Origin of the sequence: Streptomyces sp. NPDC059371 (assembly GCF_042751995.1) — a bacterium.
In the GTDB taxonomy this organism is placed as follows: Bacteria; Actinomycetota; Actinomycetes; order Streptomycetales; family Streptomycetaceae; genus Streptomyces.
On sequence record NZ_JBHYXD010000004.1, the window covers coordinates 21,613 to 40,458 of the forward strand.

17 protein-coding genes are annotated in these 18,846 nt (G+C 71.3%); 10 read left to right on the forward strand and 7 right to left on the reverse strand.

Annotated features, from left to right (window positions below; translation table 11 throughout):
* Positions 1-508: 508 nt before the first annotated feature.
* On the forward strand, positions 509-1,837 hold the full coding sequence (locus tag ACFXGX_RS03630; protein WP_384784257.1) for a PP2C family protein-serine/threonine phosphatase: 1,329 nt from the start codon (positions 509-511) through the stop codon (positions 1,835-1,837).
* Positions 1,838-1,978: 141 nt separating this feature from the next.
* Here ACFXGX_RS03630 and ACFXGX_RS03635 read toward each other — a convergent pair whose 3' ends face one another.
* Entirely contained in the window at positions 1,979-2,317 is a 339-nt protein-coding gene (locus ACFXGX_RS03635; RefSeq protein ID WP_384784582.1) for a DUF2516 family protein, read from the reverse strand.
* A gap of 271 nt (positions 2,318-2,588) precedes the next feature.
* On the opposite strand from ACFXGX_RS03635, the gene ACFXGX_RS03640 reads away from it, so the two are divergent.
* Positions 2,589-4,241 carry a sigma-70 family RNA polymerase sigma factor gene (locus ACFXGX_RS03640; RefSeq protein ID WP_384784259.1) on the forward strand — a complete coding sequence of 551 codons (1,653 nt, stop codon included), beginning with the start codon at positions 2,589-2,591 and terminating at the stop codon, positions 4,239-4,241.
* 82 nt (positions 4,242-4,323) lie between these two features.
* On the opposite strand, the gene ACFXGX_RS03645 is transcribed toward ACFXGX_RS03640, so the two are convergent.
* On the reverse strand, positions 4,324-4,920 hold the full coding sequence (locus ACFXGX_RS03645; RefSeq protein WP_384784261.1) for a TetR/AcrR family transcriptional regulator: 597 nt from the start codon (positions 4,918-4,920) through the stop codon (positions 4,324-4,326).
* A 243-nt stretch (positions 4,921-5,163) separates the two neighbouring features.
* Here ACFXGX_RS03645 and ACFXGX_RS03650 point away from each other — a divergent pair, with 243 nt between their 5' ends.
* Complete coding sequence (locus tag ACFXGX_RS03650) at positions 5,164-5,772, forward strand: ATP-binding protein (protein WP_384784263.1); 609 nt, start codon at positions 5,164-5,166, stop codon at positions 5,770-5,772.
* Positions 5,773-5,826: 54 nt separating this feature from the next.
* Here ACFXGX_RS03650 and ACFXGX_RS03655 read toward each other — a convergent pair whose 3' ends face one another.
* Both ACFXGX_RS03655 and ACFXGX_RS03660 read right to left on the reverse strand, forming a co-directional pair.
* On the reverse strand, positions 5,827-6,642 hold the full coding sequence (locus ACFXGX_RS03655) for an alpha/beta fold hydrolase (protein WP_384784265.1): 816 nt from the start codon (positions 6,640-6,642) through the stop codon (positions 5,827-5,829).
* Between the two features lie 343 nt (positions 6,643-6,985).
* Positions 6,986-7,957, reverse strand: coding sequence for an MHYT domain-containing protein (locus tag ACFXGX_RS03660; protein WP_384784267.1), 972 nt, complete (start codon positions 7,955-7,957; stop codon positions 6,986-6,988).
* Positions 7,958-8,291: 334 nt separating this feature from the next.
* On the opposite strand from ACFXGX_RS03660, the gene msrA reads away from it, so the two are divergent.
* Complete coding sequence (msrA, locus tag ACFXGX_RS03665) at positions 8,292-8,804, forward strand: peptide-methionine (S)-S-oxide reductase MsrA (protein WP_384784269.1); 513 nt, start codon at positions 8,292-8,294, stop codon at positions 8,802-8,804.
* 246 nt (positions 8,805-9,050) lie between these two features.
* On the opposite strand, the gene ACFXGX_RS03670 is transcribed toward msrA, so the two are convergent.
* Positions 9,051-10,493 (reverse strand): MFS transporter, encoded by a 1,443-nt coding sequence (locus tag ACFXGX_RS03670; RefSeq protein ID WP_384784271.1) that lies wholly within the window; start codon positions 10,491-10,493, stop codon positions 9,051-9,053.
* 180 nt (positions 10,494-10,673) lie between these two features.
* On the opposite strand from ACFXGX_RS03670, the gene ACFXGX_RS03675 reads away from it, so the two are divergent.
* Positions 10,674-11,687, forward strand: coding sequence for an Lrp/AsnC family transcriptional regulator (locus ACFXGX_RS03675; protein WP_384784273.1), 1,014 nt, complete (start codon positions 10,674-10,676; stop codon positions 11,685-11,687).
* Positions 11,688-11,707: 20 nt separating this feature from the next.
* Here the strand turns inward: ACFXGX_RS03675 and ACFXGX_RS03680 are convergent, their stop codons facing one another.
* A complete protein-coding gene (locus tag ACFXGX_RS03680) occupies positions 11,708-12,073 on the reverse strand; it encodes a nuclear transport factor 2 family protein (protein ID WP_384784275.1) in 366 nt (121 codons plus the stop codon).
* Positions 12,074-12,327: 254 nt separating this feature from the next.
* Here ACFXGX_RS03680 and ACFXGX_RS03685 point away from each other — a divergent pair, with 254 nt between their 5' ends.
* The 4 genes from ACFXGX_RS03685 (at position 12,328) to ACFXGX_RS03700 (ending at position 17,425) form a co-directional block, all read left to right on the forward strand.
* The gene (locus ACFXGX_RS03685) at positions 12,328-12,639 is read left to right on the forward strand and encodes a WhiB family transcriptional regulator (protein WP_384784277.1); all 312 of its coding nucleotides are present in this window, start codon (positions 12,328-12,330) and stop codon (positions 12,637-12,639) included.
* Between the two features lie 113 nt (positions 12,640-12,752).
* On the forward strand, positions 12,753-13,088 hold the full coding sequence (locus tag ACFXGX_RS03690; RefSeq protein ID WP_384784279.1) for a hypothetical protein: 336 nt from the start codon (positions 12,753-12,755) through the stop codon (positions 13,086-13,088).
* Positions 13,089-13,774: 686 nt separating this feature from the next.
* Positions 13,775-15,325 (forward strand): peptidoglycan-binding protein, encoded by a 1,551-nt coding sequence (locus ACFXGX_RS03695; protein WP_384784281.1) that lies wholly within the window; start codon positions 13,775-13,777, stop codon positions 15,323-15,325.
* Between the two features lie 180 nt (positions 15,326-15,505).
* Positions 15,506-17,425 (forward strand): glycoside hydrolase family 5 protein, encoded by a 1,920-nt coding sequence (locus ACFXGX_RS03700; protein WP_384784283.1) that lies wholly within the window; start codon positions 15,506-15,508, stop codon positions 17,423-17,425.
* Positions 17,426-17,624: 199 nt separating this feature from the next.
* Here the strand turns inward: ACFXGX_RS03700 and ACFXGX_RS03705 are convergent, their stop codons facing one another.
* The gene (locus ACFXGX_RS03705) at positions 17,625-18,260 is read right to left on the reverse strand and encodes a MerR family transcriptional regulator (RefSeq protein WP_384784285.1); all 636 of its coding nucleotides are present in this window, start codon (positions 18,258-18,260) and stop codon (positions 17,625-17,627) included.
* 79 nt (positions 18,261-18,339) lie between these two features.
* On the opposite strand from ACFXGX_RS03705, the gene ACFXGX_RS03710 reads away from it, so the two are divergent.
* Positions 18,340-18,834, forward strand: a complete 495-nt coding sequence (locus tag ACFXGX_RS03710) for a DUF4188 domain-containing protein (protein WP_384784287.1) — start codon at positions 18,340-18,342, stop codon at positions 18,832-18,834.
* Positions 18,835-18,846 lie beyond the last annotated feature (12 nt).

Here is an 18,846-nt window from a genome sequence, read left to right on the forward strand (position 1 = left end):
GCGTTCCGTCGGCGGTTCGTGGAGACAGGCCCGTGCTTCCGGCTGGGTGGTGTGCCGGGCGAGGCGACATGGTGGCGCGGGCCGTCTCATCAGGCATCCGGCGCCGCGCGCGCCAGGCATCCGGCGCCGCGCGTGGCGGGCATCCGGCGCCGCGCGCGCCAGGCATCCGGCGCCGCGCGTGGCGGGCATCCGGCGCCGCGCGTGGCGGGCATCCGGCGCCGTGCACGGCGCGCTCCGTCCTGCGGGACGGCGTACGCGTGACGCGCCGCACGTGACCCACCGCACGGTTGCCCCGGCCGCCCGACCCCGGGGACGTGACCTTCGTCATCCCCGGTGAGACCGCGTCCTGTCCAAATGCGTTACGGGATGCGGCATATGACGGTGGCCCTTTGCCCCACGGCGCGCCGTCGGCCATTCCGCTGCGGCACCGGCGGGCGCTATGGTCCCCGTCGGTGGGTCGAGGTCCTTCGCCCACCACGCCCTCGGGGGGAGGGAAGGAACCCAGACGATGCCCGTACCCGTACCGCGGCAGAGAGCGATCCCGGCCGTGGAGAGTGGTCAGGCTCAAGCCGTGTTCTCACCCGGCGGCCCAACCGGCGACACCACCGGCGGCCCCGCCGGCACAGCACCGGAAGCCCGCACCACGACCCCGAACCCCGGCACCACCCAGCTCACGCTCCTGGTCATCGAGGACGACCCGGCGGGTTCGCTCGGTGTGCCCGAGATGCTCGACGCGACCGGCAAGCCGGTCAGGGTCCGTACCGCCCGCAACCTCACCGAGGCCGAGCGGCTCCTCACCGACGACGTCCACTGCATCCTGCTCGACCTCGCGCTGCCCGCGCCGGGCCGGGCGGCGGAGGGCACCGACGAGCTGGCGACGCTCAAGCACGTCCTGCGGCTCGCGCCCGGCCACGCCGTCCTCGCGCTCACCGCGTCCGGTGACGCCGAGCGCGGCACGGAGGCGGTGCGCGTCGGCGCCCAGGACTATCTCTTCCGCGACGAGTTGGACAGCCGGCTGCTGAGCCGGGCGATCCGGTACGCGGTGGAGCGGAAACGTTCCGACAAGGCCGAACGCCGGCTCACCGAGTCCAAGCTCCGAGCCCAGGAGAACGCCCGCCTGGAGCGCGGGCTGCTGCCGACCCCGTTGCTGGAGGGCTCCTCGCTGCGCTTCGCCGCGCGCTACCGACCGGGACGCTCCCGCGCGCTGCTCGGCGGCGACTTCTACGACACCGTGCGCACGGCCGACGGCACGGTGCACGCGATGATCGGCGACGTCTGCGGGCACGGACCCGACGAGGCGGCGCTCGGCGTGGAGCTGCGCATCGCGTGGCGCGCCCTGACGTTCGCGGGTCTGTGCGGCGACGAGCTCCTGTCCACGCTGCAGCAGGTCCTGGAGCACGAGCGCGAGAACGACGAGATCTTCGCGACGCTGTGCACCGTGGACATCGCGCCGGACGGGCGCCGGGCCGGGCTCTGCCTGGCCGGTCACCCGTCCCCGCTGATCGCCCGTCCGGGCCGGCCCGCCGAACTTCTGCCGTACGACAACAACGGACCCGCGCTCGGTCTGCTGCCGAACGCCCGCTGGCCGCGGATGCAGGTGGAACTGGGGGCCGCGTGGAGTCTGATGCTCTACACCGACGGTCTGATCGAGGGTCACACCGGCGTGGGCAAGGAACGTCTGGGCCTGGACGGCATGGTGGACATGGTCCGGCGGCAGCTCGCGCTGGGGCTCCAGGGCGAGGATCTGCTGCGCGCGGCGGTGAACGAGGCGCGGGAACTCAACGGTGGGGAGCTGGCGGACGACGTGGCGGTCCTGCTGCTGGACCGGGCCCCGTAGCGGGCGCTCGCCTGTGTCGGTCGCGGTTCCGCTTCGGCGGCCGGGTCGGGGCCGGCCGCGGGTGCATCACGGGGGCCATGCCGGTCCGGCCCTCCGGATCCCGGATGTGAGTGGGTTGCGGCCGTGACTGCCCGGGGGTGCTTACCTGCCGCCGTTGTACGGGCCGTACGGGCCGTCACTGCTGCTGCCGCCTCGGCGTCCACGGCCTCCACCGGAGACCTGGCGCAGCGCGGGGCGGACGTCCACGAAGAAGACGATCGTGGCGACCAGGCCCGCGAGCTGGAGGAAGAGCATCGGCACCAGCAGGTTCACCGCCACGGTGACGCCGAGGATGATCAGCCAGAACACCTTGTTCTGCTTGTCGGCGGCGCGGTAGGCGTCCTCGCGGGCGATCGCGGCCATGACCAGCGCCACCACGGCGAGCACGAGCATGGCTGTGAAGATCAGCCACATCAGACCGCCGAATGCCGTCATCAGCACAATGTCCACCGCCCGTTCGAGTCGTCTCTACGGCCACCGTACCCGGAGAACGGGCCGCGGGGAGCGCCAGTTGGCGCGCCCGCCCCCGCCCCCGGCCGGGCCGCGGGTCCGGAAGCCGACGCCCTCTGATGTGACCTTCTTCATTGCCATCGGCGTCCCCGTATGGCAAGCATCTCGGCAACGAGTCTCCGAAGAACTGTTATTCGAGGTTCCGCGGGCGGTCTCCCAGGCAACGGCAGCATCGTTCGGAGTCGAGGGTGGGGAAGATTTCATGAGGAGACAGCACGCGGTGGAGCCGGCGGCACTGGTGACCGCCGCCCGGTCGGGCGACTCGGCGGCTCAGGACGCCCTGGTGAGCGCCTATCTCCCCTTGGTCTACAACATCGTCGGGCGCGCGCTGAACGGCTCGGTCGATGTCGACGACGTCGTGCAGAACACCATGCTCCGCGCCCTGGACGGTCTGGACGGGCTGCGTACGCCGGAGAGCTTCCGCTCCTGGCTCGTGGCGATCGCGATGAACCAGGTCCGGGCGCACTGGCGGGACCGGCAGCTCGCCCCGGACGGAGTGGAGGAGGCGGAGGATCTCGCCGACCCCGGCTCCGACTTCGTGGACCTCACCATGATGCGGCTCCAGCTCTCCGGCCAGCGCCGGGAGACCGCGCTGGCGACACGCTGGCTCGAACCCGACGACCGGGGCGTGCTCTCACTGTGGTGGCTGGAATGCGCCGGTGAGGTGACCCGGACCGAGGTGGCCGAGGCCCTGGAGCTGTCGCCGCAGCACGCGGCGGTCCGGGTGCAGCGGATGAAGGCGCAGTTGGAGACGGCTCGTGTGGTGGTACGGGCGCTCGCCGCCCGCCCGCCGTGCGAGGAACTGCGGGGTGTCCTCGCATCCTGGGACGGCCGGCCCTCGGCGCTGTGGCGCAAGCGGATCGCCCGGCACGCCCGCGACTGCGTGCGCTGCTCGGGTCTGTGGAGCGGACTGATGCCCGCGGAGGGACTGCTGGCCGGTCTGGCGCTGGTCGCGGTGTCGCCGGGGCTGGCCGCGGCGCTGAGCGATGCCTCCGGCGGGATGGCCGCCACGGGCTCGGCGTCACAGACGTCGGCCGCCGGCCACGGGGACGCGGGCGCGTCGGGAGCCGGACACCGGGCACCGGGCGCACGGTCGGCCGCGCGCGGCGAGGCGCGTCGGCGCCGACAGGTGCGGCGCCGGGCGCTGGGCGGCGCCCTCGTGGCGGTCTGTGTGGCGGGCGGCGGCCTCTGGTACCTGGACACGGGACCCGGGACGAGCACCGACGGGGCGGCTGCTCCCTCGCGCACCGCGGGCGACCCCGTCACGGACCTCTCGGCACCGGACGCCTCCCGCACCTCGCCCTCGGCGTCCGCCACGGCATCGGCCTCGCCGTCGGCGTCCGCGTCGAAGAAGGCGAAGGCGAAGGCCTCCAAGACGGCCCGTGCCGCCGAGCCGAGCAAATCGGCCGGTGCCTCCTCGGCCGCGCCGACCCGGCGGGTTTCCGGGCTGGCCCAGGCGCAGTCGGCCCCCACGACCACCGTGGCGCAGGTGGTCGCGCTGGTGAACAAGGAGCGGGCGGCGGCCGGCTGCGGACCACTCACGGAGGACCCGCAACTGGAGGACGCGGCTCAGACCCACTCCGACGACATGGCCGCGCGCGACTTCTTCGACCACAACAACCCCGACGGCGTCGACCCCGGCAAGCGCATCACCGCCGCGGGCTACCAGTGGTCCACGTACGGCGAGAACATAGCCATGGGTCAGCAGACCCCCGCATCGGTGATGGAGTCCTGGATGAACAGCCCGGGCCACCGCGCGAACATCCTCAACTGTTCGTTCAAGAACATCGGGGTGGGTGTGCACAAGGGGTCGGGCGGTCCCTGGTGGACACAGGACTTCGGGGCCAAACTGTGAGGCCCGACAAGGGGACTCCGTCCCGGGCGTGAGGTTCGCCGGTCGCGGACGCCTCGGACACACCACGGGGGCCGAACACACCTCAGGTGACGTGCCAGCCGGGTTCGAGGCGCTCGAGGAGCGCGAGGAAGGCCGCGTCCGCCCGCTCCCGGCCGTCCTCGGTCAGAGAGGCGACGACCAGGCCGAAGGTCGCGTCGACCAGGAGGGCGGCCTCCGTCCGGGCCCGGACCTGCGCCATGCCGAGGTCCCGGAAGACGGAGGTGAGCAGGTCCGTCCACTCGGTCAGCACGTCACGCAGCAGGGGCCCGTAGCGGTCCGGGTCGATCAGGCCGGCGGCCATGATCTCGACGTAGAGGGGGAGGGCCGGGCGCAGGTCGGGGGCGTTGAACCGCTGCCAGGTCTCCTCCATGAAGCGGCGGAGTCCCGCCGGGTCACGTGGGGCCTCCGAGGAGGAGAGCGTGTCCCGGGCGTGCAGGAGCGGTCTCCGCTCGTCCAGGGCGAGCGCCTCGGCGACCATGGCCTCCTTGGTCCCGAAGTAGTACAGGAGCATGCGGTCGCTGGTGCCCAGGGCTCGGGCGAGGGGGCGCAGGGACAGTTCGGCGAGGCCGTTGCGCACCAGGTACGCGCGGACCCGGTCGGCCAGCTCGCGTCGTTTGCCCTGGTCGGGCGGTCGTGGCATGAGGGCTCCGGTGGTCGCGGCGTCGCCGTGACGGGGTCGTGTGACACCGAACACGTTCCATATGTCCTGATAAGTACTCTTGGAAAGAATGTTTACCGTAGCGACCGCTACATGCATATTTGTTATCGTGACGGGCGTTACGTGAACGCGTGACCTGACACATGTCCGGACCGGACCGGTCGTCGACGGGTCCCTGCCGCTCCGGCGGTCTGGTTGCCAGCAGCGCAGGAAGGACTGATTCCCATGGCCCCGGGGGCCATCGACCTCAGGGCGGCACCACGCCGAGGGCGCTTCACCCGGCTCTACCGCCGGCCCGAGGAATCGGGACGCGAGGGGGCCACGAGACGCGATCAGCAGAACGGGGCATCCGTGGAGGCAGCACCCACGTCGTGGCTCGCCAGGAACATGGCTCTTTGGGCGCGCGCGCTGCAGCCGATACGTCCGTTCGACGCGCCCCGCGCCCGTGTCACCCCCTGGGAAGCCTCCTGGCCCTTGTCGCGGGAGCTCACCTCGGCCCGCCGGGCCCGCCGTCTGGTGACGGCACAACTGGCCGAGTGGAACCTGGAGGAGCTGGCCGACACCGCGGAGCTCCTGGTCAGCGAGCTGGTCACCAACGCCCTGTGTCATACGCGCGGCCCGCTGCGGCTCAACCTGTGTCTGCGCGACGACCGTCTGCTGTGCGAGGTCGAGGACACGGAGCCCCTGTGCCCCGTACGGCGCGAGGCCGACGCCGACGCCGAGGGCGGCCGCGGCACCGAACTGCTCGACCTGCTCGCCGAGAGCTGGGGCAGCACCTGCACGCCCACCGGCAAGACCATGTGGTTCGAAGTGCCGACCCAGAACCCGTCGTAGGACCGGCCGGGAAACGCACCGGCAGAGTGCCCCTCGCCCGGCGAGGTCCTGCGCTCAGGCGCGGCCGGCCACCTGGGTGGCCAGGAACTCCAGGAGCGCGGCGTTGAAGCGGCCGGGCTGCTCCGCCCCGGGGAGGTGGCCGGCGCCCTCGATCACGGTCAGGACCGCGTGCGGGACGAGCTCGCGCATGGCCTCGGCCTCGGCGACCGGGGTGTAGACGTCGTCGGCGCCGACCACGATCAGCACCGGGGACCGCACGGCCGCGAGCGTGTCCCGGTAGTCGGGGCGCTCGGCGCGGCCGCGCAGGGCTGCCGCGGCACCGCGGGGATCGGTGGCGCGCATCATGCCCAGGACGTGTTCGGCGACGCCGGGCAGCGCGGTGACGTTGTAGTCGGCGAGCATCTTGCCGATGACCTCGTCCGCGTAGCCGTCCATCCCCTCCGCGAGGAGCCGGTCGGCCAGCCGGTTGCGAAAGGCCTTGCCCTCGTCCGTCTCGGCGGGCGCCGAGGTGTCCGACAGGACGAGCGCGCGGACGCGCCGGGGGTGGGTGCGCTGCACTTCCATCGCGATCTGGCCGCCCATCGAGACGCCGCCCACGACGGCCCGGTCGATGGCGAGGTGGTCCAGGAGCGCGACGAGGTCGTCGGCGAAGTCGTGGAGATGGACGGGGCCGGTTTCCACTCCGCTGGCCCCGTAGCCGCGCAGGTCCGGGGTGATGACACGGTGTCCGGCCGCGACGAGCGCTTCGGCCTGAGGGGCCCACAGGGTCCGGTTGAAGGGATGCCCGTGGATCAGCAGGACGGGCAGCCCGGCCGGGGAGCCGGTGTCGTCGTAGTGGAGCGTCGTACCGCGCAAGCCTATGGAGGTCATGCCAGGCACCCTAGTCTCAAGATCATCCCGGCGGTTCGGAACGGCCCGTCCGCCGGACACGGAGACGGGGACGGACCCGGCGGTTCGGAACGGCCCGTCCGCCGCACACGGAGACGGGCACGGACAAGGAGACCGGCGCGGACGCGCGGAGGGGGCGGGCGCGCGGCGCGGGAGCGCGCCGGCCCGCCGGCGGGCCGCACCGGGGGGGGGGGGCGGCCCCCCCCCCCCCCCCGCGCGCGCGCCCCCCCCGCCGCCCCCCGCCCCCCCCCCCCCGGGCACACCGCCGCACCCGCCCCCACCCCGCGCGCGGGCGGCCCCCCCCCTCGACAGGCAGGGGGAGGGGTTACTCCGCCTCGTACCGGGATCCGTAGGGGTCACCGGCGCCTGTCTCGCGGTACTGGGCACGCTCGTCGGCGGCGGACCGCTGAGGCGCTGCCGACGGCCAGTGGTCGGCCTGCGGGACGCTGTGGACCACCGGTGCCGGCGAGTCCTGGATGCCCGCCACCCGCACCGGCATGGCGTTTCCGCGTGCGACGACCTTGGAACGTTCCTTGGCCGGCTTGTCCTGAGCGCTTTCGCCGAGGATCAGGACCGGGTCGAACATGACGACGGCCGCGGCGAGGATGAGGAAGATGATCGGGCCCAGGAGCATCGGCAGCAGGAGCGAGGAGCCCTCCTGGCCGCTGATGGTCGGGGCCGACTCAATGCTGTTGTGGAGATGGACGCTCACGGCGGCCATGCCCGTGTAGTGCATGCCGGTGACCGCCAGGCCCATGACGAGGCTGGCGCCGAGCGTGCGGATGAAGCCCTGCACGGAGACGGCGGCCCAGAGCGCGGCGGTCGCCGCCACGAGGGCGACGATCACGGACAGGGTCACGGTGAACGCGTTGTAGCTCAGCTCTCCGTTGAGCTGCATCGCGAACATGCCCAGGTAGTGCATGGTCGCGACGCCGAGGCCGGTGATGGCGCCGCCCACGGTGAGGGCCGCTCGCGTGGCACCGCGGTGCCCGACGATGAAGACGCCCGCGGAGACCACCACGATCGCCACGGCGAGACTGAGCACGGTCAGCGGGACGTCGTAGGTGATGGGCGTCTCCGCCACGGAGAAGCCTGTCATGGCGATGAAGTGCATCGTCCAGATGCCGCAGCCCAGGGCGCTGGCCCCCAGGGCGAGCCAGCCGAGTCTCCACCCGGGCTCGTGCTGCACCGTGCGCACCACGCAGCGCAGCCCCAGCGCCGAGCCCACACAGGCCATGACGTAGGCGGCCACTGGTGTGACCAGCCCGTAGCTGAAGCCGTCGATCGTGCCGTTCATCCGCTCCCTATCCCTCTACCGCTTGCCGCTTACCGCGGACATACGTAGGACATTGAGCCCGTTTCCCGGTAGCGATAGCAAATCCTCAAGCCGAAGTTGATTGAATCTTGCGCGATCGTTATCGATCTCGTACGGGCGCGGGCGGGCGCGGGTCCTGATGGTGTCCGGACCTTCGTCCCGGCCCGGGTGCCCGGCCGGGAATTTCGACCGGCCCTTTCGGCCTTGTGCAGTGCGGTGCCTCGTCCTGGTGAGGGCGGGGCGGACGGACCGCGGGCGGCGCGCGAGACCGCGCCTGTGCGAGTCTGACGAGGACTAGGAAGAAGGGGTGCGTGCGATGAGCCGGAACGAGGAGAAGGCGCTGCTGGCCGGTGGCTGCTTCTGGGGCATGCAGGATCTGATCAGGACGTTCCCGGGTGTTCTGGACACGCGGGTGGGATACAGCGGCGGCGACGTGGCCAACGCGACGTATCGCAACCACGGCACGCATGCCGAGGCGATCGAGATCACCTTCGATCCCACGAAGACCGACTACCGGACGATCCTGGAGTACTTCTTCCAGATCCACGACCCGTCGACGAAGAACCGCCAGGGCAACGACATCGGTCTCAGCTACCGGTCCGCCATCTTCTACGTCGACGACGAGCAGAAGCGGGTCGCCGAGGAGACCATCGCGGATGTCGACGCCTCCGGACTGTGGCCCGGGAAGGCCGTGACCGAGGTCGCGCCCGCCGGTCCGTTCTGGGAGGCGGAGCCGGAGCACCAGGACTACCTGCAGCGCTACCCCGACGGTTACACCTGCCACTTCGTCCGCCCGAACTGGCGGCTGCCGAGGCGCGCGGAAGCCTGAGCGGGACCTGATCGGGTCCTGAGCTGAACGGGGACTGACAGCCCGCGGCCTGTGTGGCCGCGGGCTGTCGGTCCGCCGGGCCCGGGACCGTGGCCGCGCCCAGAGTTCGTTGCGGATGCGACCCTTGCGCGCCGCTCGCGGGGCTGCCCGCATGAGTGTTGCGCCGTCGGCGACGGGACGGCGGTGGCCGGTCGTCAGCGAGGTGCGCGGCGCGTGGTCGTGAGCGGGGTGCGCGGCGCGTGGTCGTCAGTGGGGTGCGCGGCGGCGCGTGGTCATGACCGCGGCCGCCACCGCCGTGGCGGCCAGGATCATCGAGGTGGCTCCCAGCGCGTGCTGGGCCGCCGTGCGGGCGTCGCGGGCCGTGTCCAGGTAGATGCCGCCGACGACCGCGACACCGAGTGTGCCGCCGAGTTGCTGGACGGCGTTGAGCAGACCGGCGGCCGAACCCGTCTCCTGCGGGCCGACACCGCTGAGTGCCGAGCTGAAGAACGGCGGTGTGAACAGGCCCGTGCCCAGCCCGGCGACGGCCAGAGCGGCGGGCAGCAGGGCCGGATACGTGCCGGGGTCCGCACCGCGGTACGCGAGGACGGCGGCCGCCAGACCGACCGCGAGGACGGCCAGGCCCGTGTGCATGACGCGTGTGCCGTACCGCGTGACCAGATGGGTGCCTGCGGCCCAGGAGCCGGCCGCGAGCCCCGCGGACCACGGCAGCAGGGTGAGCCCCGCGCTGAGCGGGCCGTCGTGGAGGCCGAGTTCGAGGTGCAGCACGACGGTGATCATGACGCCGTTCATGACGGCGAAGAACAGGGTCGACGTGGCCAGGGCGGCGGGGAACGCGCGGCCGCGCAGCAGGGCCGGCTCGATCAGCGGCGCGTGGCCGCGGCGGCCGGCGCGGCGCTGATGGGCGACGAACACGCCCAGAAGTACGGCTCCCGCGGCGGCGACGGCCCATCCGGCGGGTCCGGGGCTCCCGGAGGCCAGGGGGCAGACGATCAGCGCGGTGCCGAGCATGGCGAGGCCGGTGCCCGCCGGGTCGAGGCGGGGCCGGGCCGGCGCACGGTCCTCGGTCAGGAACACGGAGGCGGCCAGGACCGCGGCGGCGAGCGGCAGATTGACGAGGAAGACCGCACGCCACGAGGAGCCGAACAGATCGGCATGGGTCAGGACGCCGCCGAGAACCGGCCCGAGCACCGCGGACAGGCCCATGACCGGGCCGATCATGCCGAGAGCCCGGGTGAGTTCACCGCCCTCGTACATGGCGCGGATGAGCCCGAAGGTCTGCGGGATGACCGCGGCCGCCGCCGCACCCTGCACGGCACGCAGCGCGATCAGGATCCCGGCGCCCGGCGCGAGCGCGCAGGCGAGGGAAGCGGCCGCGAACACGACGACGCCGACGCGGAAGACCCGCCTGCGGCCCGCGATGTCGCCGAGCCGTGCGCCGGTCAGCAGACCGAGGGCGAAGGCGAGGGTGTAGGCGGCGCTGAACCACGGGATCGTCGCCCGCGCACCCCCGAGGTCGGTGTGGATGACGGGCCCGGCGACCTGGACGATCGTCGCGTCGAGGAGGTTCATCGCCTCCGCGGTGAGCACCGCCGCGAGGGCGAGCCCGCGGTGGCCCGGGCCGGGTGGGGCGACGGTGCCGGTCCGGCCGCGACCGGCGGTGTGGGCGTGGTTCGTGATGCGGGACATGGGTCTCCCCCCGGTACTGCGCGGGTGTGTCGTGCCGCCGGTGGCCCGGCCGCGGACGGAGCAGCCGCCGCAGCACGGGCCCGCGACCGGTGACCACCGTGCCGCCGGACCTCCCGTCACTTCCATCTCGTCGGCAGAGCTCGATGATTTCTTCCATGGGCATCGACTAATTTGGCGGACATGGTCGTACTGGATGAGCTGGACCGGGGTCTGATCCACGCCCTGCACGTGGACGCCCGGGCGCCGTTCACCCTCGTGGCCGAGGTCCTCGGCACCTCGACGCAGACAGTGGTCCGCCGCTATCGCCGGCTGTACGCGCAGGCGGGGCTGCGCGTCGTCGCTCTGCCCACACCGCGAAGCTCCGGCACGCACCAGTGGTTCGTACGCCTGACCGCGGCGACCCGCACCGCTCACGACATCGCGGTGGCGCTCGCCAGGCGCCCCGACACCTCCTGGGTGCGACTGACCTCCGGAGGAACGGAGATCGTCGCGATCATCCACACCGTGCCCGCCGGTCCCGACGCCCACGCGCTGCTGCTGCGGGACATTCCCCGCACCGCCGGGATCACCGCCGTGTCGGCGCATTACCTGCTGCACACGTATCTGGGCGGTCCGACGGCGTGGCGCGGACGGATCGATGCCCTGGACGCCGTCCAGGAGGCGCGGCTGCGCGCGGAGTCCCCGCGGCTGCGTGCGGAGTCCTCCGCGGCGGACGCGGCAGGCGTGCCGGACACCGCGGGCTCGGCCCATCTCCTCACCGACGCGGACCGCCTGCTGCTGTCCGCGCTGCGCGAGGACGCGCGTCTCAGCTACGCGGAACTGGCCGCGGCCACCGGCACCACGGCGTCCACCGTGGCCCGCCGGCTGGCCGAACTGCGGGCGCGCGACGCGCTGTTCTTCGACCTCGACATCGATCCGGTGGTGCTGGGCGTGACGGTGTCCGCGCTGCTCTGGATGCAGGTTGCGCCCGCACATCTGGACACCGTGGCGACGGCGCTGGCCGGTCATGACGAACTCGCCGTCGTCGCGGCGACGACCGGCCCGACGAACCTCGTCGCCCAGGCGCTGTGCCGCGACGCGGAGGCACTGCACCACTATCTGACGCGGCGGGTGGCCTGGGACGCCGTCACGCGGATCGAGACGGCCCCCGTGCTGCGTACGTACAAGGCGGCCACGACCCTCCGCGCGGGCTGACCCCGAACCGCCCCGGCGGATCAGACGTAGTCGTTCCGCTTGAGCTCGATCACCCATGCCCGGCGTTCACAGATCTTCCCTTCGCGCATGCGGAAGACCTCGGCCATCGACATGCGCATCGGCTCTCCCGTCTCACGCATCACCGTTCCGGTGAGTTCGGCCATGATCACGTCGTCCTCCTCGACCATGCGGACGACCTCCAGCCGGGGAGGCGGGACGAAGCCGGGGCCCTCGATCGCGGCGTCGTACGCCTCCTTGCCGGTCAGATGGAATCCGCCGAAAACCGTCCACTCGATGTCATCGGTGAGGCAACTCAGAATCTGCGCGTGATCGTTCTTACGGAAGCCGTCCAAGTAGGTCTCGACGGTCTGTTTGTTCCGGGACATGTCTCCTGCTTTCCATCGGAAGGAGGGGTGAAAGACGGCCCACCGTGTGTCGGAGGCACTGATCGGGACCGTGAACCGTCGAGGCACCTCCATAGCGCCGCCGCGCGCGCGAGGCAAGCCGGACTCACTCGAAGGTGTGGTGCCGCACGGCAGATAGAGTGGCGGTCCTCGAAAGGCGTAGTGTCATATGCCTGTTGCCCAGGGCAGGTGGGCAACTCGCAGGCGGGGGCCAGGGGAGAGGACGGCATCACGAGATGACGAGCACCGACTGGAGCGATCGAGGATTGTGCCGTACGGCCGATCCGGACGACCTGTTCGTCGAAGGCGCGGCGCAGAACCGCGCCAAAATGCTGTGCGTCGGCTGCCCCGTGCTCACGGAATGCCTCGCCTACGCACTGGACCAGCGCATCGAGCACGGCGTCTGGGGAGGCATGACCGAGCGCGAGCGCCGCGCGCTGCTGCGCCGCCGGCCCACGGTGACTTCCTGGCTGAATCTCCTGGAAACGGCCCGGGTGGAGCACGAACGCTCGAAGGACACCGCGGCCGTCGCACCCAGGGCGAGCTGACCTCCCGGCCCATGCGCCGGTTCCGCGGGCGCGACCGCCGCCCTGCTCGTCGCGGGCGAGCGGGGTCCGCGGGGCGCCCGGCCGGACCCGTGAGCGTGACAGGCGCCGATGTCGTGCTCGTCGGCTATTTCTCCGCCAGGGAGAAGAACTTCGTCGCGCTCATGGACGCGGCGGCGGAGGAACTGACAGCACGCGGTGCCCGGGTCGTCGGGCGGATCACGCAACGGCGTGGTGTCTCGGACGGCGGGGCCCGGAAGATGGCCCTGCCGTATTCCTCACGCACGCTGCTGAGTTCCGGAAAGGTCGTCGAGGTGGCAGTCCACTGCGAAGAGACCGAAGCCGATCTGGTGGTCTTCGCCACCTCCCTGACGCACCGACAGCGGCGTGTACTGACGGGGATATTCGATCGACCCACGGTAAGCCTCTCCGGGATCACCGCCGACGGTTGAGCCGGAATTGCGTGTGCCCTGCAATTCACCGTTCGTATGCCAGATATCTGCGGACGGTGAGCGAACTCACCAACCGGGAACGGCCGCGCTCCGGCCGTTCTCGGCACGTCGGGCCTCGCCCCGAAGGGCGTCAGCCGCGGCGCCTGCCTCCATCGTGGCGGCCGCCGCTACCTCGCGGTGTTCTCGCTGCTGCGCCCCGCATGGGAAGCGCTGAGGCGTGTTGGGGCCCGGGATGCCTGACCGGACAAAATGAGGCCGGAGGCGCCTCAATGAGACAGACAGCCGAAAAGGACTGAATTTACAAAGGCTGTCATGTGTGCGTTTCTTTCGGCCACGAGTATCGCTTGAATCAAGCCAGTTGTGTGGTCCGGCATTGTGCGCAGGGGCGTGAACTGTCACCGTCGTGCGCGGAATGACAGCCCGATCATGACTTTCGACAGCCTCAACTCCGTTGCCGCGTAGGGGTGTTGGTCCGTAAGCGTGTCGACCCGGTCAAAATGCCGATTTCTCCTCCCTTTGTCGGCCGCAGGCCCGAGGCAAGCGTCTGCCGGGCGGATCCGTATACCCAGCGAAGGAGACGTTTCGCGGTCATGAAGACGAGTCCATTTCGTGTGCACGATGACAAATTGCCCATCGGGCATCGAGGCGCCACGAGCGCGCGACAGGGCTGGAGAGTCAGAACCGGGGTGTTCGCCGCCGCGACGGCGCTTCTCACGGCCGGCACCCTGATCGGTGCCGGTCCCGCGGCGGCGGCGCCCGCGGCGGTCAGGCTGACCTCCTCTTCCTGTCCGGGCGTGATCCAGCAGGGCCAGACGAGCGGCTGTGTCACGGAGTTGCAGAACCTGCTCAACGCCCACGGCGCCGGCCTTCTGGTGGACGGCGTCTTCGGAGCGAACACCCTCTACGCGGTACGCGAGTACCAGTCCTCCACCGCGATCGCCGTGGACGGGCTGGTCGGGCCCCAGACCAAGGCCAAGCTGTACGCGACCGGCGGCTCGGCTCCGGCGCCGATCAACCTCACGTCCTCCTCGTGCCCGGCGAACATCGTCCAGGGCGGCAAGGGCGGCTGCGTCACGGAACTCCAGCGGCTGCTCCGCCACTTCGGCTACTCGATCGACGTGGACGGCGATTTCGGGCCGGCGACGGACAGTGCGGTCCGCGGCTTCCAGTCCGCGCACGGCCTGTCGGTCGACGGCCAGGTCGGCACGAACACCAAGCGCGAGCTCTACGACACCGACGAGTCGGCGTCCACCGCCCTGGACCTGCGATCGACCTCCTGTCCCTCGAACATCGTGGAGGGGCAGAGCGGCGGCTGTGTAGCCACGCTCCAGGCCCTTCTCAACGGCAAGGGGCGACACCTGGACGTGGACGGCGAGTTCGGGCCTTTGACGCTGGCCGCCGTGAAGTCGTTCCAGTCCTCGGCGGGGCTCTCCGCCGACGGGGAGGTCGGCCCGAACACCAAGTCCGCCCTGTACGCGAACATCAGCACGGGCGGCGGCAGCGGCGCACCGGCCCCGGTCAACCTGAACTCCGCCTCGTGCCCGAGCAACATCGTGAAGGGCCAGCGAGGCGGCTGTGTCACCGAGTTGCAGAGCCTGCTCAACCACCACGGAGCGGATCTCGCGGTCGACGGCGATTTCGGGTCGTTGACCGACAGCGCGGTGCGGGACTTCCAGGCCGAGAAGGGGCTGTCCGTCGACGGCCAGGTGGGCCCGAACACCAAGGCCGCTCTGTACGGCGCGGTCACCCCGCCCTCCTCGACGCCGCCCGGTGGCGGCTACGGCAAGATCCTCGCTGTGGCCGCGGCCGAGGTCGGCACGGTCGAGGGCAGCTCCCGGGCGAACGGCTACGGATCGGCCGTGGGCCTGTCGCTGTCCACCCGCAACTACGCCTGGTGCGCGACCTTCGTGAGCTGGGTGGCCAAGCAGACCGGGGCCAGCTCCTACCGCAACACCTATGTCTCGGGCTGGGTCAAGCAGGCGCGGGCCGGCAACTACCACCTCTCCGTGACGACGAACCCGCAGCCGGGCGACATCGTGGCCTTCGACTGGAACGGGGGCAACAACTACACCGGTGGGCAGGAACACATAGGCATCGTGCGAACGGTGAGCGGCGGCGCCGGCTTCACGACTGTCGAAGGCAACACCGGCAACCCCAACGGCGGGTCCGACGGCGTGTACGTCAAGTCCCGCAGCACGAACAGCGGTTATGACGTGACGTTCATCCGAGTCCGCTGACCGGCCGCCCGACCGGCTCACCGGAACTCTCACCATGGCCGGGGCTTCCCGCTAGGCTCCGGCGGGCATGAGCCCGACTCGCCCCGTCACGCCGGAACCCCGGCGACCGGCACCCCCTTCTCGGGCGCCGGTGGGCACCGACACTCACGTTCGCTTACCTACACCCCTCACAGAGGTCCGATGCCTACCCTCAGATTTGGCAAGTACCTGACATTAGCGGCAACCGCCCTGCTGCTGGCCACCGCTCCGGGGGCGGTCGCCGCCGCCTCCGATCCCGCGGGCGGCGCCCAGGGAACCACCGCCACCGCCGCGGCGGCCGAGACATGGAAGGCGCCGCTCTCCACCCGCGGACGGTACATCGTGGACGCCGACGGCAACCGTTTCCGGCTGAAGTCGGCCAACTGGGACGGCGCACAAGGCTCCTGGACGGGCAGCGGCAGCACGGACGACCCGGCCAACCACCACGCCGGCCAGAACTCCTACGGCATCCCTCTCGGCCTGGACCGCGCGTCGCTGCCCCAACTGCTCGACGACTTCCACCGGCTGGGCATCAACAGCATCCGGCTGCCCTTCTCCAACGAGATGATCCATTCGACGACCCCGGTGCCGGACGCCGCCGTCACGGCCAACCCGGGGCTGCGCGGCAGAACACCGCTGCAGGTCTACGACGCCGTGGTCGCCGCCCTCACCCAGAGCGGGTTCGCCGTCATCCTCAACAACCACACCAACAACTCGCGTTGGTGCTGCGGCGTCGACGGCAACGAGCGCTGGAACAGCAGTCAGTCCACCCAGCAATGGGCGGACGACTGGGTCTTCATGGCCCGCCGCTACGCCGGTGACCCGCGCGTGGTGGGCGCCGATCTCTACAACGAAGTACGCCGCGACATCCTCGACGACCCCAACTGGGGCCTGGGTGACGCACACGACTGGTACGCGGCCGCCCAACTCGCCGCGGACCGCATCCTCTCGGAGGCCAACCGCAACCTCCTCATCGTCATCGAGGGGATCAACTGGACCGGTATCCCGGTCGACGGCTTCGCGCACGGCCGTCCCACCCTCACCCCCGCGCGCAACCTCTCACACACCCTCGTCGCCGCCCACAAGCTGGTGTACTCCGCGCACTTCTACGGATACACCGGCCCCAACCACAGCGGGGCGACCGGCATCGGCGAGACCCACGACGCCCGCTACCAGGACCTCAGCCGCGACCAGCTCTACCAAGTCCTGAACGACCAGGCCTTCTTCGTCTCGTCCGAGGCGAACCAGCACTTCACCGCTCCCGTGTGGATCAGCGAGTTCGGTATCGGCGCCGGCGAGACGGGCACGGCGGCCCGGACCTGGTTCGGCAACATCACCGACTACTTCGCCGACCACGACGTCGACTTCGCCTACTGGCCGCTCGTCAGCTGGGAAGGCCACGACGACTGGTCCCTGCTGCGCTACGACACCTCCGGCAACCGGTACGGAATCCTCGACCAGTCCGACTGGCGCGGCACCGCGTGGAACCGGCTCATGACCGCCCCGACCCGCACCGGGTCCGTGGACGCCGTCCCGAGCCGGAACATGCTCGCCACCGATCACGGCGACTACGTGCAGTCGCTGCGGGTGCGCGCGGGCGGTGACTGGAACTCGGGCGCTTCCAAGGCCGCGTGCCCCGACGGCGAGCGGCTGATCGGGCTCGGTCACAGCGGTGTTCGCGCGCTGTGCACCGACGTCTCCACCGGCGACCTCCGCTCCTCGGCCGACACCCAGACGGTCGTCACCGACGAGCGCCATGTGCCCTCGGGCGGCGACTGGGCCTCCGGGTACACCAAGTTGCAGTGTCCGTCGGGGAACTTCCTCATCGGCTACAGCCGCCGGGGCGGCCGTACATCCGCCGCGCTCTGCGTTCCGGCCGCCACCTCGCTGGCGGGCGCCGGGCGAACGGTCTGGTTCGACCGCTCCGACAACCGGCCCGCGGGCGCGGCCGGAGGCGACTTCGCCAACGGTGACTACAAGGGCCAGTGCGCCGATGACGAGTACGCCGCCGGAATCGCCTTCACGACTCGGTTCGGCGCCGGCCAGGGCCCGGCCGCACTGCTCTGCCGCAAACTGGGCTGAGCACGACCCGGCCGCCTCGACGCGCGGCGCACACCCGGGCGGACGTTGCCCGGGTGCGCGCCGCGCCGTGACCGTCGTACGAGCGCGTCGAACCCGCCGGGACCCAGAGGCCCGAGCCCGTGTCCATGCCCATGCCCATGCCATGTCCATGGGCCGACCGGGTCCCGGCGGTGATTCCCGTCCAGTGACCTGAGCGGCCTCAGAACCGCCGGGCCGATTCCTCCGCGTGGGCCATGCGCCGCAGGCTCAGCAGCACCGGCTCGTACAGCACCGTGAGCGCGACGGCCGCCTCGATCTGCTCGCTCGGAGTCGCCTGCTCCTCGACCAGGTCCAGGTCGGTGACCGCCAGTTGCGCCGCCAGCCGCCCGTAGGGGAGCAACGACTCGGTGTCGCAGGGGTAGCCGAGCCGGACCAGCGCGGCGACCGAGTCGATGAGCCGCCGGTGGGCGGGGTTGAGCAGGTCCACGCCGGGCTCGCAGGACCAGCCGAGCCGCTCCAGCAGCTCCTCCACCGAGCGGCAGGCGGTCGCCACCGCCGGATCGTCCTCGTCGGGCTTCTCGGCGGTGGGCAGCATCCGGGTCGCCGCGCCCAGCCGCAGATGGTGGTCGAGCGACTCGTCCTCGGCCGCGGCGATCACCTCGCGCGCGTCGGCCACGGAGACCCCGCCGATCTGGATCAGCGCCCGTACGAGGCGCAGCCGCCGCAGGTGGTCCTCCCCGTACTCGGCCTGGGTGGCGGAGACGCGGCGGCCAGGCTGGAGCAGTCCTTCGCGCAGGTAGTACTTGATCGTCGCGGTCGACACACCGCTGCGCTCGCTCAGTTCCGCCAGCCGCATCCTGTTGCACCTTCCATCGGACAGTGACACTATCCAAACATGGATCGTGCCACTATCCAACACGGGAACGGGGAGTCTCATGGGTAATGCACCGACATCCGGGCAACGGGTCACGGCCGCGGCCGAGGGCGACGTCGTCGTCTTCCTTATCGGTATGCGGATCAACCGCTGGCGGGCCGTGCGCCATTGGCTGCCGACCCTGCGCGCGATGCCGCGCATGCTGAAGGAACTCGCGCGGGACAGTGACAGCGGGCTGCTGGACCACCGGCTGCTGAGCGGCGGTCCGCGCGTGTTCACCGTCGCGCAGTACTGGGAGTCGCGCGAGAAGCTGCTCGCCTACGCCTCCGACCAGACCCAGGAGCACCGCCCCGCGTGGGCGGCGTTCAACCGCCGGCTGCGGAACAGCAAGGGCAGCGTGGGGATCTGGCACGAGACGTACATCGTTCCGGCCGGTTCGTACGAGTCGATCTACGTCGACATGCCGCCGAGCGGTCTGGGCGCGGCGTGGGGAGTCGAACCCGTGGAGCGACGCGGGGAGCGCGCGGCGCAGCGGCTGGCGGGCAAGGCCTCGTAGCGGCGGACCGGC